Raw genomic sequence first — 12,575 nt, forward strand, 5'->3', positions numbered from 1 at the left:
CCCCGCGCTCGGCTGGCGCGCGATCCGGGTGGGCCTCGACAAGCCGGGCGTCATGCGGATGCAGCTGCAGGCGCTGATCGCTTCGGGCGCGGCGGGCGCATCCTCGAGCGACAGCGCCGCGCTCTCGCCGGCCGTGTCGCCGAGGAACAGCCGCGCCATCGGGCTGTTGGGCAGGAACAGGACCGACCAGACCGCGATCAAGGCCAGCAGCACCAGAAGCACCAGCGTCAGGATCAGCCCGGTGCGGAAGGACGGGCCGCTCGGCTCCACGGATTTCCGCGCCAGCAACCCGCTGGCAAAGGCGTTCTCCGCCGCGGCCCCGGCCGCATCCGCCGCAGCTGCCGGGACGGGTGCGGGGGCCGACCGTGTGCTTTCGGCCCTGTCGCCGCCACCACGGCGTCGGAACAGGCCCTTGGCCGCGGCCGCCATGGCGGCGGTGCCCCGCGCATCCCCGGTGGGCGCGGCCGCGCTGGCGCGCGCGGCGGTCGCCTCCATCTCCAACGGGGTCTCCGCTGCGTGCGCGACGGCGGCCGGTGCCTCGGGCGCAGGGCGCTCGCGTGTCTTGCTCGCGTCGCGCACCCGCGCAAGCTGCGCGGCAAGGCGGCTTGTCGGCTTCGCCTGCGCGCCGCTGGTCGCGCCAGCCGCCATGCCCGCCGCGACACTGTCGCGCCTCGGCGCGGGGGCGGCATCGGGATGCAGCACGGGGTCTTCGCGCGTCGTGCTTGCGCCGAAGCCCAGCCGTCCGACCCGGCTCGAGACAAGCTGCCCCGCGGTGCTTTTGCCCGCCCCGCTGGCCGGGCGTTTCCCCGCCTTGCCGCGCCGCGCGCCGAAGCTGAGCATCGGGGTGGCCCCGGTGGCAGCGCCGTCGGTGTCCTCGGGGACAACGGGCGGCTCCCCGCCGGCGTCAACAGGCGCGCCCCTGCGCTGCGCCGCGACCGGCGAAAAGCGCGCAGGGCGTGCCGCCGGTCCCTCGGGTTTCTCCGCGGTCAGGCCCTTGCCTGCCGCGGGGGCGCGGGCCTTGCCGCGCGTGGCCTCGACCCCGGAAGCAGGGGCAGGGGCAGGGTAAGGCGGCTCGAAGGCTTGCGCCGCCCCGGTCTCGGTATCCGGCAGCGATGCCGCCTCGAAAGCCGTTGCGCCATCCGTGTCTTCAGCCTGTGACGGGGCAGGCACCGCTTCGGCCTGCGGTTCGGCCTGCGGTTCGGCTTGCGGTTCGGGCGCGCGCGCGGCGGACAGGGCGTCATCGGCAGGGTCGTCCGCCCGCTCCGCATCCGCGCCGGACCGCGCCAGCGCCTCGAACAGCGGGTTCGGAGCATACCCGGTCCCGGTGTCGTCCTCATCGGCCAGCGGCGTGATCGTCTGATGCAGTGACGGGTCGCTGATCGGGGCAGGCGGTGGATCTGCCTCCTCCTCCGAAGACGGCTCTGCAACGGCCTCGGGACCGGTCGGCGCGTCACCGGCCTCGGGCTCGGCCGGGTGCACCTGCTCCGCATCATCGCGCGTTTCGCGTCCGTTACCTTCCGGCGCAGCCTCCGGTTCGGCCTCGGGCGTGGCCTGAGCCAGCGCCTCGGCCTCCGCCTTGGCGGCGGCTTCCGCCTCTGCCTCCGCGGCCGCCGCCGCGGCAGCCGCAGCCGCCTCCGCTTCGGCCTTCTGCGCCCAGTCGTCGCCGCCGAAGGCCATGCCGCTTTCCAGCTCGGGCAGCTCCGGCGTGTCGTCGCCGAACAGCGCGATGCCCGGGAAGCGTTCGGCGGGCGGCATCGCCGCGAAACCGCCGGCGGTGAATCCATGCGCCTCGGCGAACTGGCTGGCCTCCTCCAGCGTCTCCTGCGCGACCACGGCGACCTTGACCCGGTCCTCCTCGAGCGGCCGCCAGTCATAGCGCAGATCGGCGACGGCATAGGGCGTCATCCCCTCCAGCCCCTCGGCGATCCGGGCCGCGACAAGCTCGGGGTCGCCCGCGGGCGCGGTGAAGGAGGTATAGAGCACCTGGTCGTCGGGCAGCACGAGCAGCACGCGGCCCTCGCCCTGTTTGCCCTTGCCCTGTCCGCCCTTGCCCTGTCCGCCCTTGCCCAGCCCGCGCGCCTCGGCGGCGCTGCGCAGCTCGGCCATGGCCGCCTCGAGGTCGTCCCCGAGGGCCGCTTCGCCCACAAGGGCCCAGTGGCCCGCCACCTGGCGGTGGGCCAGCGCAAGCCCCTCGGGCGAGAAGAAGAGCGCGAATTCGATTGTCACATCCGACCCCGGTCATGCCATCGGAGGGCGGAGCGCAGGGCGACCCGACCCGTTGATGCCGATCTACAGCACAAACCCCGCGAGGGAAACAGCCCCCCGAGACCTGCAACCGCCATCGGCGGAAATCAGTCTATGTGCAATCTCCGCAAGAAAAAAGGGGCGCGTCCCGCGCGCCCCCCTTGCCGGTTCTGGCCGGTCTTCGCCGTATCTCGGACCATGCCTCAGGCGGTTGCCTTGGCCAGCGCCTGGTCGAGGTCCGCGATCAGGTCGTCGGCATCCTCGATCCCGATGGACAGGCGCACCACGTTGGGCGCGGCCCCCGCCGCGAACTGCTGCTCGGGTGTCAACTGCCGGTGCGTGGTCGAGGCCGAATGGATGATCAGGCTGCGCGTATCGCCCAGGTTGGCGACGTGGCTGAAGATCTCCAGCGCATCGACCAGCTTCACGCAGGCCTCGAATCCGCCCTTCACCGCAAAGGTGAACAGCGCGCCCGCGCCCTTGGGGCACACGGTTTTCGCGCGCTCGAAATAGGGCGAGGACTCGAGGCCCGCATAGGTCACGAACTCGACCCGCGGATCGGCCTCGAGCCATTTGGCGATCTTCACCGCGTTCTCGATGTGCCGCTCCATCCGCAGCGACAGCGTCTCGATCCCCATCAGCGTGTAATGCGCGGCCTGCGGGTTCATCGTCATGCCGAGGTCGCGCAGACCGATGGCGATGCCGTGGAACGTGTAGGCCAGCGGCCCGAAGGTCTCGTGGAACTTCAGCCCGTGATAGGCGGGTTCCGGTGCCGAAAGGGAGGGGAACTTGTCCGATGCGGACCAGTCGAATTTCCCCGAATCGACGATGCAGCCGCCGGTGACGGTGCCGTTGCCGGTCAGGTATTTCGTCGTCGAATGCACCACCAGCGTCGCGCCATGCTCGATGGGGCGGCACAGGTAGGGGGTGGCGGTGGTGTTGTCGATGATCAGCGGCAGCCCCGCCGCATCGGCGACATCGGCGATGGCGCGCACATCCATGATGTAGCCGCCCGGATTGGCGATCGCCTCGCCGAAGACCGCGCGGGTGTCCTCGTCGATGGCGTCCCGCACGGCCTCGGGATCGTCGAAATCGACGAATTTCGCCGACCAGCCGAAACGCTTGATGGTCTGGCTGAACTGCGTGACCGTGCCGCCGTAAAGCCGGGTCGAGGCCACGATGTTCTTGCCGGGGCTCATCAGCGGGAACAGCGCCATGATCTGCGCCGCATGCCCCGAGGAGCAGCAGACCGCGCCGACGCCGCCCTCGAGCGTGGCGATACGCTCCTGCAGCACCGCGACGGTGGGGTTGGTCAGGCGCGAGTAGATGTAACCCACTTCCTGCAGGTTGAAGAGCGCCGCGGCATGGTCCGCATCGCGGAAGACGTAAGCCGTGGTCTGGTAGATCGGCGTCTGCCGCGCGCCCGTCGCCGGGTCGGGGCGGGCGCCTGCGTGGATCTGGAGCGTGTCGAAGCCGTAGGTCGGGCCGTCTGTCATGGGTCTCTCCCCTCTCTCTCGGGTGCCGTCGTCCGCGACAGGATTAGGCCAAGCGGCCGGGCCGGGCAATCGCACCGCGCCGGAAAGGTCGCCCGTTCCCCGCCGCGCGCCGCCCCCGGTCCGCCCGTTCGCCGTGTCCCCGCCGCGCCGACACGGCCGTTCCCGCCTTCATCTTCCCCCAAATACGGCGGGGGTCCGGGGGCGGAGCCCCCGGCGGGTCGGCGCGCCGAAGGCGCGGCGAAACCCGGTCCCGCGCGCGACGCCATGGCACTGGACGACCCGGCCGCGATGGGGCAGAACGCCCCCGACCGGACCCGCAACCCCGAAAGGGCAGCCCATGCTCAGTTTCCTGAACCGTCTCGTGACCTGGTGGAACGGCCAGACCATCGGAACGCAGCTCTACACCGCGCGCAACGGCGTGAAGGTCGGCGAGGATGAGCAGGGCAACATCTTCTACCGCTCGAAGGACGGCAAGAAGCGCTGGGTCATCTTCAACGGCGAGGCCGAGGCGAGCCGCGTGGATGCCGACTGGCACGGCTGGCTGCACCACACCTGGGACGAGCCCCCGACCGAAAAGCCGGTGGCGCACAAGGCCTGGGAAAAGCCGCATCTGCCGAACCTGACCGGCACCGCGCAGGCCCATGTGCCCGCGGGCTCGATCCGCCGGGCCGAGCCCGCCGCGCGCCGCGATTACGAGGCTTGGACGCCGGAATGACGCCGGAAAGACGGCCTCCCCCTTGGCGCGGGCGGCGCGTCGCGCCATAACCGGGCAAGCGCAAGGGGGCGGGCTGCCATGTCCACGCAGGATACCACCATCACCGAGGTCGCCGTGGGCGCCGCCGTGCTGGCCCTGGCCGTTGGCTTCTTTCTCCATGCCTCGGGCGCGCGCGACAGCGCCGCGCCGGGCGGCAGTTACGAGCTCAACGCCTCCTTCCGCAGCGCCGAGGGCATCTCGGTCGGCACCGAGGTTCGGCTGGCCGGCGTGCGGGTGGGCACCGTGACCGGCATGGCGCTCGATCCCGCCAGTTTCCGCGCCGAGACCACTTTTACCCTGCGCGAGGATATCGTCCTGCCCGACGACAGCGCCATCGCCATCGCCTCCGAGGGGCTTCTGGGCGGCAATTTCGTCGAGATCCTCCCCGGTGGCTCGCCCTTCGATTACGCGCCCGGCGATACCGTCACCGACACCCAGGGCTCCGTCAGCCTCGTGACGCTCTTGATGCGCTTCGTGACCGGGGACGGGTCCGAGTGATGCGGCGCGCGCTGTCCGCCTGTCTCGCCGCCGCGCTGGCCGTGGCCGTGGCCGCTCCCGCCCCGCGGGCCGTGGCGCAAAGCTTCGACACTTTCGGCGATGGCCCGCTCGAGGGGTTCACCTTCGACCCCGACGCGCTGCCCGAGGGCGATGTCCCCTCGCTCGGGGCCGAGGGCGGCTTGCCCGACGAGAGCGGCGGTCTCACGCTCGACCCGCCCGCGGAAAGCGAGAGCGGCACGCTGACCATCGTGCCGCGCGTCGGCAGCGCCATGACCTCCGTCACCCAGCCGCAGACCGCGCAGGGCGCGCGGGCCACGCTGCGCGCGCTCGACCGGATGCTGGGGCGGCCCACCGATGTCGAGATGGCGATGGGCGAGACGGTGATCTTCGGCCGCATCGCCATCCATGTCCTCGAATGCCGCTACCCCTCCGAGGATCCGGCCTCGGATGCCTATGTCCATCTCGAGATCCTCGACCACGACGGACGCGCGCTGTTCGACGGCTGGATGATCGCCTCCTCGCCCGCGCTGAACGCGCTGGAGCATCCGCGCTACGACGTCTGGGTGCTGGGCTGCGACGCGGGCTGAGGCCCGTCCGCGGCGCGGTCACGACGGACCGGCGCGGGGGGCACGAAACGGCAATGTGCTGGCCGATGCGGCATATCACCCGGGCGCGATCGCGGCGCTGCGGGCGGCGGGCGTCATCCGCTGAAGAGGACGCCCGCGGGGGTGCTTACCGGTTGCGCGTGACGCTGCGCCAGACGAAGACCCCGGCCACGAACAGGGCAAGGGCCGCCAGCGCCGCCTCGGTCCCGTGGGGGTGAAGATGCGCAAGGCCCCCGGCCTCATGCGCATGGACGGGGGCGGTCGCGGCCAGAAGACCGAGGGCGGCGAGAGAGATGCGGGTCATGGGTCAGTCCCTTTCTTTGTCTGCAAGGAAATCGCGGATATCGAGCAGGTCCTTCTCGGTCATCGAGACATAGACGAGGCTCATGTTGGTGCGTTCCCGGATCATCTCGCCCGGAAACGGCAGGTAGCTCAACTCATGCGAGCCGAAGGAGGGGGAGGCAGTGCCGACCTGCCATTCGGTCTTCAGCTCGACGTCCACCAGTTTCAGCTTGCCCGGCCCGGATTTGCCGGGGCGCTCCAGCGGCACGCCCGCAAGCTTGAGGTAGGCGGCCTTGTCGCGGGCCTGCACGAAGCCGTCGATGAACTGCGCGGTCAGAACCTGCAGGTCGGCGGCCTGATCCTCGGGGATGAGGTGGGAATGCAGGTGATCGGCATGGGCGTGGTTGTGACCGTGGGGATGGGGGTGCCCGTGGCCGTGCCCGTGATCATGCCCGTGGTGATGGTGGTCATGTGGCATTGGACCACCTCTTTCCCTCGAATTCGCCGTGCGGGATGCTGACGGGCTTGTCGATGTGGCGCTTGTGCGCGCCCATCTTGCCGTTGGCGACCATGCTGCCCAGAACGTCCACGATCACGCGGGTGCCCATCAGCGCGGTGATGTCCGAGGTGTCATAGGGCGGCGAGACCTCGACCAGTTCCATCCCGCACAGCCCCTCGGCCGCCACTTTCGATGCCAGCGCCAGCGCCTCGCGCGGCAGGAAGCCGCCGGGTTCGGGCCAGCCGGTGCCGGGGACGAAGCCGCAGTCGATGCTGTCGATGTCGAAGGACATGTAGACCATGTCGACGCCGTCCCATGCCATTTCCAGCGCCATCTCGGCGGTCTTGTCGACGCCCATGCGCTCCATGTCGGACATGGTGATGATGTTGGTCTCGCGCTCGCGCGCGACCTTGACCGCCTCGCGCGGGACCTGCCAGCCGCCGATGCCGACCTGCACGAGGTTCTTGGCAGGCACGTTGGGCAGAAGCGTGGAGTGGAACCACGGCGTCGTGTGCATCCGCTCGTCCAGGTCCTTTTCCTGGATGTCGGCGTGGCGGTCGAAATGCACGATCCCGATCTTCTTCGAGGTGCATTCGGCGATGCCGCGCACGCAGGGAAAGCCGATGGAATGGTCGCCGCCGATCATCACCGGGAAGCTGCCGGAGGAGAAGACGTGGGAGACGGCGCGGCTGATCTGGTCAAAGCTTTTCTCGAGGTTCGCGGGGATGGTGAACACGTCGCCCGCGTCGCACAGCGTCATCTGCTCGCGCAGGTCGACGGCCATTTCGTAATTGTAGGGCGTGTAAAGCGCGCTGATCTTGCGCACGCCCTGCGGCCCGAAGCGGGTGCCGGGGCGGTAGGTGGTGCCGCCGTCGAAGGGGATGCCGAGGACCGTGGCGTCGTAATTGGCGACCTCCAGCACATCCTCGGCATAGGGCGCCTTGAGGAAGGTGTTGATGCCTGCGTAATGCGGAAGCTCGCCGCGCGCGAAGGTGGGGATCGACTTGTCGTCGATCGAGTCCGCGCCGGTCAGGCCCATCCTGAGCGCCCAACGGCGTTCCTCGTCCCAGCGGCCTTCGGGCAGGTCGGCCTCGGCCTTCATGCTGCGCCAGCCTTGCAGGCGGGTCAGGTCCGGGTGGTGCGCCCGCCGATCACGCGTCGGCCGGTCGGCCGGGTGATGCGACCGGGTGATCCTCGTCTCTCTCAAGATCATCTTGGTCCTCTTGCAGTTGGTAGGGGATGCCGCCGTTCCGCGCGTCGAAATCATAGGTGATCGTCGCGCCATAGGCGGCGGGGTCGTGGGGGTCCCAGCGGGTCTTGTCGAAGACGATGACGCGGTCGCCCAGCTTGAAGGCCTCGGGCAGGTCATGGGTGACCATGAAGACCGTCATCCGCGTCTCGGCGCGCAGGTCCTGCAGGAAGCCGTGCATCTGCTCGCGCGTGCCGGGGTCGAGCGCGCCGAAGGGCTCGTCCAGCAGAAGGATGCGCGGCTTGGCCGCCAGCGCCTGCGCGATGGCAAGGCGTTGCTGCATCCCGCCCGACAGGGCGGCGGGGTATTGCTCGGCGACATGGGCCAGCCCGATCCGCTCGAGCGCGGCCTCGGCACGGGCGCGGGCGGCGCGTTTGACGCTGCCGAACAGGCGGCCCAGCGGGCGCGACAGGCCTTCGGCGGCGACGATATTGTCGCGCACCGTCAGGTGCGGGAAGACGGAATAACGCTGGAACACGATGCCGCGCGAGCGGTCGGGCTCGCCGCGCAGCGGCTGGCCGTCCACGGTGATCTCGCCCCGCGTCGGGCGCTCCTGATCGAGCAGCAGGCGCAGGAAGGTGGATTTCCCGCAGCCCGACGCGCCGACGATGGAGACGAATTCGCCCTCATGGGCGGTCAGGTTCACCCGCTCGAGGATCGGGCGGCGGCCATAGCTCTGGAACAGGTTCTCGACAGTGACGAAGCTCATGTCCGCACCTCGGCCCAAGGGTAGAGGCGGCGGGAGGCTTGGGCCAGCAGCCAATCGATTGCGAAGGCAAGAAAGGTGATCCAGGCCACGTAGGTCAGGATGACGTCCATGGCGAGGAAGCGGCGGACGAGGAAGATCCGGTAGCCAAGCCCGCTGTCCGAGGCCACGGCCTCGGCCGCGATCAGGAAGAGCCACGCGGGGCCAAGCGACAGGCGCAGCGCCGACAGAAGCCGCGGCATGATCTGGGGCAGCGCGACGGAAAGCGCGATGGAAAGCGTCGAGGCGCCCAGCGTCTGCGCCTTCACCAGTTGTTCCTGCGGCAGTTCCATCGTGCGCGCGGCAAGGTCGCGGATCAAGAAGGGGGTGATGCCGATGGCGATGAGCGCGATCTTCGAGGCATCGCCGACGCCGAGCGAGATGAAGAGGATCGGTAGAACCGCCAAGGGCGGGATCATCGACAGCACCGCGACGAAGCCCTGCAGGCTGGTGCGCACCAGCGGCACAAGCCCGATGGCCAGCCCGACGCAGAGGCCGATGACGGCGGCGATGCCGACGCCCGAGAAGAGCAGCGTCAGGCTCGAGAGCGTGTCGCCCCAGAACAGGATCTCGCCCGAGCGGCGGTCCTCCTCCGTCATCAGGCGGATCGCGGTCTCCAGCAGCGTGGCGGGCGAGGGCAGGACGCGGTCCTGCGGGTTCTCGGCCAGCCGTGCGGCCGAGGCCGAGGCATAGGCCAGCCCCACGAGCACGAAGGGAAGCGCGGCCAGGGTCACCCGGCTGACCGGGCCCGCGCGGCGGTTGATGAGACGCATGGCGCGCGCTCCCCTTCGGCCCGGTGGCTCAGAGCGCGCCGTCGGCGGCCATCTGCATGAAGCTTGGATCGAAGCGCAGCTGGATGTTGCCGGTGTCGCCCGTGGTCACGCCGCCGGGGTATTCGATGCCGACGAAATCGGCGCTGGGCGCGCCCTCGCCGAGGATGCCCTGCTCGAACAGGAACTCGGCCACGGTGACCATGGTTTCGGGCAAGGTCTCGCTTTCGACGAAGGCCACGGCATCGGCGGGGTTCCAGAACATCTGGGTCGAGGCGAGCTGCGCGTCATAGCCCGCAAGATCGGTGCCCGAAGCCTCGGCCATCGCGGTGCGCGCGGCGATGCCTTCGTCGGTGTCCGACGACATGATCGTCATCAGCTCGTACCAAGCGCCGACCAGTGCGCGGCCGAAATCGGGGTTGGCGGCCAGCGTCTCGGTGTTGACGACCATCATGTCGATGATCTCGCCGGGGATGTCGGCGGAGGTGAAGAGGATGTTCGCCGCCGGGTCTTCGGCGATGGTGGAAACCAGCGGGTTCCACGTCACGACCGCCTGCACGTCGTCGGTCTGGAAGGCTGCGATCATGTCGGCGTCGGACGTGTTCACCACGCCTGCAAGGTCACGCTCGGCCAGTCCCACGCTGTCGAGCGCGCGGGCGAGCAGGTAGTGGGAGACGGACAGTTCCACGAGGTTCACGGGCATGCCCGCAAGGCTTTCCAGCGTGCCCTCGCCCTTGAGGATCACGGCGTCGTTGCCGTTGGAGAAATCGCCGACGATCAGCGCGGTGGTGTCCACGCCGGACCCCGAGGGGATCGAGAGCGTGTCCATGTTCGTGGCGGTCACGCCGTCGAACTCGCCCGCGGTATAGAGGTTGATCGACTCGACGTAGTCGTTGATCTGCACGATCTCGACGTCGATGCCGTAGCGCTCGGCCCAGCGGTCCATGATGCCGCTTTCCTCGAGATAGCCCCAGGGCATCCAGCCCACGTAGATCGACCACGCCACGCGGAAGCTGTCGCGCTCCTGAGCGGTGGCGAAGCCCGGCGCGAGGACGAGGCCGAGGGCGGTGGTTGCGGCAAGTGCAAGTCTGGTCATGGTCCGGGTCCTCCGGTTGGATGATGTGCCACGTCCGACCGGAAGCGAGCGTTCAGGGGAGCGGCCGAACTCGATGCGCAGTGCTCTCCCGGGATTTTGGCCCGCCGTGTACCGCCCCGGAATTTGCCGGAGCGGCTGCATTTCTCGGACCAGCCCCGACCGCGGGTGCGGATCGGCGGAACCCTAAATGCCCTGCTGGCACAAGGCCTAGGACGCGGGGCGCGGCTGGCCCAAGCACGGTGGGGGACGATGCAGGGCAGGCAAGGCGCGTTGCCCGTTTTTTCGGCAGCGCGCGGGGTGTGCGCCGCGAAACGAGGCGGCGGTTGGCTGCGGCGGGGCTGCGGCGGGGCCGGGGCGGGGTCGCTTCGGCGGTGCGTCGGCGGTGCGTCAGCGGTGCCTGGGCCGCCACGCATCGGCGCGGGCGCGCGCGGGTCGCACCCCCCGCGCTTGACAGTCCGGCGGCTTTCGTGGCACCCGGCCCCCGACCGAGAGGCCTTCATGCCGCCCGCGCGTTGCCAGAGCGTGACGCAAGTGACCGGAAGCCGTAACTTGCAACAGGCAGACGAGCCCAGATTTCCCCCGGTGGCGTCCTTGTCCCACTCAGCGTCCCATTCCGCGTCCCGATCCGTGGCCCCGCAGTTCGCCATCGTGATCCCGATGAAAAACGAGATCGGCGCCTGCGCCGACCTGCTGTCGGACTGTGTCGCGGCGGTGGAGGGGCTTGGCCCCTTCGAGATGCTGGTGACCGATGACGGCTCGGACGACGGCACCGGCGCGGCGCTCGAGGCCTGGGCGCGCGCGCATCCCGAGGTGCGGCTGACGGTGCTGCGCCACGCGCGCTCCGCCGGGCAATCGGCGGCCGTGCATTCGGGCGTGCGCGCCGCGGCGGCCCCGATCATCGCCACGCTGGACGGCGACGGGCAGAACCCGCCCGCCGAGCTGCCGAAGCTGCTGGCCCCGTTGCTTGCCGCCGATGCGCCCGCGCGCCTCGGGCTGGTGGCGGGGCAGCGGGTGAAGCGCAACGATCCATGGGCCAAGCGCGCGGCCTCGCTGGCGGCCAACCGGCTGCGCGGCGCGATGCTGCGCGACGGCACCCGCGACACCGGCTGCGGGCTCAAGGCGTTCCGGCGCGACGCCTTTCTGGGCCTGCCCTATTTCAACCACATGCACCGCTACCTGCCCGCGCTGTTCAAGCGCGACGGCTGGGAGGTGGGCCATATCGACGTGGCCCATCGCGCCCGCGCCAGCGGGGCCTCGAAATACACCAACATCGGCCGCGCCCTCGTGGGCGTCTCGGACCTGTTGGGCGTGGCATGGCTGATCCGCCGCCGCCGCAGCCTGCCGGTCTGGGAGGTGGCGGCCATCACGCCGGGGGATGACCGCGGATGAAGGAAACGGTCTTTGCGCTTCTGTCGATCGACACCTGGACCGAGTTCTGGTGGGTTGTCTGGGGCCTGTCTGCGCAGGCGCTTTTCGCCGCGCGCTTCATCGTGCAATGGATCGCCTCGGAGCGGGCGGGCAAATCCTATGTGCCGGTCGCCTTCTGGTATCTCAGCATGTGCGGCGGGCTGACGCTTCTGTCCTACGCGATCTACCGGCAGGACATCGTCTTCATCCTCGGCCAGTCCATCGGCGTCTTCGTCTATGCCCGCAACCTTGCGCTGATCCGCAAGGAGGGGCGCATCCGCGCGCTGGACGAGACCCCCGCACCGGGGGCGCAGGGCAAGGGACGCACATGAGCGGTCCGGCGTGGCCCCGCGTGGCGGCGCTGGGGCTTCTGGCCTTCCTGTGCATCCTCGTCGTCTCCTCGGTGGGGATCGGGCGGATGACCGTCATCGACCGGGACGAGGCACGCTTTGCGCAGGCCTCGAAGCAGATGGCGGAAACCGGCGATTACATCGACATCCGCCTGCAGGACGAACCGCGCTACCAGAAGCCCGTCGGCATCTACTGGCTGCACAATGCCGCCACCCATGCGCTTGGCGTGCCCGCCTCGAACGAGATCTGGCATTACCGCATCGTCTCGGTGCTGGCCGCGGCGTTGAGCGTTCTGGCGCTGGCCTGGGCGGGCGCGCCGCTGGTGGGCGCGGGGCCCGCGCTGCTGGCGGGGGTGCTGCTGGCCAGCACGGTGGTGCTGCAGATCGAGGCGCGCATCGCCAAGACCGATGCGGCGCTGCTGCTGACGATCATCCTTGCCATGGGGGCGCTGGCGCGCGCCGCGCTGGGGCAGGTCCGCGGCTGGGCCGCGCCGGCGGTGTTCTGGGCCGCGCTCGGGGCGGGGGTGCTGATCAAGGGGCCGCTGATCCTGGGGCCGGTGCTGGGCGCGGCGCTCTGGGT

At 70.0% G+C, this 12,575-nt stretch carries 13 protein-coding genes, 1 pseudogene and 1 riboswitch; of the genes and pseudogenes, 7 read left to right on the plus strand and 7 right to left on the minus strand.

Annotation, left to right across the window (positions count from 1 at the left end; translation table 11 throughout):
* Nucleotides 1–94: pseudogene (locus tag QQK83_RS19425) on the plus strand (putative PEP-binding protein); the annotation flags it as partial.
* Between the two features lie 2,353 nt (nucleotides 95–2,447).
* Here the strand turns inward: QQK83_RS19425 and QQK83_RS17210 are convergent.
* On the minus strand, nucleotides 2,448–3,740 hold the full coding sequence (locus QQK83_RS17210) for an O-acetylhomoserine aminocarboxypropyltransferase/cysteine synthase family protein (RefSeq protein ID WP_284266348.1): 1,293 nt from the start codon (nucleotides 3,738–3,740) through the stop codon (nucleotides 2,448–2,450).
* Between the two features lie 337 nt (nucleotides 3,741–4,077).
* Here QQK83_RS17210 and QQK83_RS17215 point away from each other — a divergent pair, with 337 nt between their 5' ends.
* From QQK83_RS17215 to QQK83_RS17225, 3 genes are all read left to right on the plus strand, one after another.
* Nucleotides 4,078–4,455, plus strand: a complete 378-nt coding sequence (locus QQK83_RS17215) for an NADH:ubiquinone oxidoreductase subunit NDUFA12 (protein WP_284266350.1) — start codon at nucleotides 4,078–4,080, stop codon at nucleotides 4,453–4,455.
* 78 nt (nucleotides 4,456–4,533) lie between these two features.
* On the plus strand, nucleotides 4,534–4,992 hold the full coding sequence (gene mlaD, locus QQK83_RS17220) for an outer membrane lipid asymmetry maintenance protein MlaD (protein WP_284266352.1): 459 nt from the start codon (nucleotides 4,534–4,536) through the stop codon (nucleotides 4,990–4,992).
* Nucleotides 4,992–5,579 (plus strand): DUF2155 domain-containing protein, encoded by a 588-nt coding sequence (locus tag QQK83_RS17225; protein ID WP_284266355.1) that lies wholly within the window; start codon nucleotides 4,992–4,994, stop codon nucleotides 5,577–5,579. Before mlaD ends, QQK83_RS17225 begins: the two co-directional genes overlap by 1 nt.
* Before the next feature lie 145 nt (nucleotides 5,580–5,724).
* On the opposite strand, the gene QQK83_RS17230 is transcribed toward QQK83_RS17225, so the two are convergent.
* Genes QQK83_RS17230 through QQK83_RS17255 form a run of 6 tightly spaced genes read right to left on the minus strand, consistent with a single transcriptional unit; the run spans nucleotide 5,725 to nucleotide 10,238 of the window.
* Nucleotides 5,725–5,901 (minus strand): hypothetical protein, encoded by a 177-nt coding sequence (locus tag QQK83_RS17230; protein ID WP_284266357.1) that lies wholly within the window; start codon nucleotides 5,899–5,901, stop codon nucleotides 5,725–5,727.
* 3 nt (nucleotides 5,902–5,904) lie between these two features.
* Nucleotides 5,905–6,357 (minus strand): hypothetical protein, encoded by a 453-nt coding sequence (locus tag QQK83_RS17235; RefSeq protein ID WP_284266359.1) that lies wholly within the window; start codon nucleotides 6,355–6,357, stop codon nucleotides 5,905–5,907.
* Nucleotides 6,347–7,591 (minus strand): agmatinase family protein, encoded by a 1,245-nt coding sequence (locus tag QQK83_RS17240; protein ID WP_284266360.1) that lies wholly within the window; start codon nucleotides 7,589–7,591, stop codon nucleotides 6,347–6,349. Before QQK83_RS17240 ends, QQK83_RS17235 begins: the two co-directional genes overlap by 11 nt.
* A complete protein-coding gene (locus QQK83_RS17245) occupies nucleotides 7,530–8,336 on the minus strand; it encodes an ABC transporter ATP-binding protein (protein WP_284266362.1) in 807 nt (268 codons plus the stop codon). Before QQK83_RS17245 ends, QQK83_RS17240 begins: the two co-directional genes overlap by 62 nt.
* Nucleotides 8,333–9,145 carry an ABC transporter permease gene (locus QQK83_RS17250; protein WP_284266364.1) on the minus strand — a complete coding sequence of 271 codons (813 nt, stop codon included), beginning with the start codon at nucleotides 9,143–9,145 and terminating at the stop codon, nucleotides 8,333–8,335. Before QQK83_RS17250 ends, QQK83_RS17245 begins: the two co-directional genes overlap by 4 nt.
* Before the next feature lie 28 nt (nucleotides 9,146–9,173).
* Nucleotides 9,174–10,238 (minus strand): putative urea ABC transporter substrate-binding protein, encoded by a 1,065-nt coding sequence (locus QQK83_RS17255; protein ID WP_284266366.1) that lies wholly within the window; start codon nucleotides 10,236–10,238, stop codon nucleotides 9,174–9,176.
* An 83-nt stretch (nucleotides 10,239–10,321) separates the two neighbouring features.
* A riboswitch (guanidine-I (ykkC/yxkD leader) is annotated at nucleotides 10,322–10,436 on the minus strand.
* 429 nt (nucleotides 10,437–10,865) lie between these two features.
* On the opposite strand from QQK83_RS17255, the gene QQK83_RS17260 reads away from it, so the two are divergent.
* From QQK83_RS17260 to QQK83_RS17270, 3 genes are all read left to right on the plus strand, one after another.
* On the plus strand, nucleotides 10,866–11,627 hold the full coding sequence (locus tag QQK83_RS17260) for a glycosyltransferase family 2 protein (protein ID WP_284266368.1): 762 nt from the start codon (nucleotides 10,866–10,868) through the stop codon (nucleotides 11,625–11,627).
* A complete protein-coding gene (locus QQK83_RS17265; protein ID WP_284266370.1) occupies nucleotides 11,624–11,977 on the plus strand; it encodes a lipid-A-disaccharide synthase N-terminal domain-containing protein in 354 nt (117 codons plus the stop codon). The genes QQK83_RS17260 and QQK83_RS17265 overlap by 4 nt, the downstream gene beginning before the upstream one ends.
* Nucleotides 11,974–12,575: ArnT family glycosyltransferase (locus QQK83_RS17270; protein WP_284266373.1), on the plus strand; the 602-nt coding region annotated here is incomplete at its 3' end. The genes QQK83_RS17265 and QQK83_RS17270, both read left to right, overlap by 4 nt.

The organism is Roseicyclus amphidinii, assembly GCF_030163755.1.
Lineage (GTDB): Bacteria > Pseudomonadota > Alphaproteobacteria > Rhodobacterales > Rhodobacteraceae > Roseicyclus > Roseicyclus amphidinii.

Coding starts and splice junctions, on each gene's coding strand:
- QQK83_RS17210 (WP_284266348.1), bottom strand. CDS start 3,740: ATGACAGACGGCCCGACCTACGGCTTCGACACGCTCCAGATCCACGCA.
- QQK83_RS17215 (WP_284266350.1), top strand. CDS start 4,078: ATGCTCAGTTTCCTGAACCGTCTCGTGACCTGGTGGAACGGCCAGACC.
- mlaD (WP_284266352.1), top strand. CDS start 4,534: ATGTCCACGCAGGATACCACCATCACCGAGGTCGCCGTGGGCGCCGCC.
- QQK83_RS17225 (WP_284266355.1), top strand. CDS start 4,992: ATGCGGCGCGCGCTGTCCGCCTGTCTCGCCGCCGCGCTGGCCGTGGCC.
- QQK83_RS17230 (WP_284266357.1), bottom strand. CDS start 5,901: ATGACCCGCATCTCTCTCGCCGCCCTCGGTCTTCTGGCCGCGACCGCC.
- QQK83_RS17235 (WP_284266359.1), bottom strand. CDS start 6,357: ATGCCACATGACCACCATCACCACGGGCATGATCACGGGCACGGCCAC.
- QQK83_RS17240 (WP_284266360.1), bottom strand. CDS start 7,591: ATGATCTTGAGAGAGACGAGGATCACCCGGTCGCATCACCCGGCCGAC.
- QQK83_RS17245 (WP_284266362.1), bottom strand. CDS start 8,336: ATGAGCTTCGTCACTGTCGAGAACCTGTTCCAGAGCTATGGCCGCCGC.
- QQK83_RS17250 (WP_284266364.1), bottom strand. CDS start 9,145: ATGCGTCTCATCAACCGCCGCGCGGGCCCGGTCAGCCGGGTGACCCTG.
- QQK83_RS17255 (WP_284266366.1), bottom strand. CDS start 10,238: ATGACCAGACTTGCACTTGCCGCAACCACCGCCCTCGGCCTCGTCCTC.
- QQK83_RS17265 (WP_284266370.1), top strand. CDS start 11,624: ATGAAGGAAACGGTCTTTGCGCTTCTGTCGATCGACACCTGGACCGAG.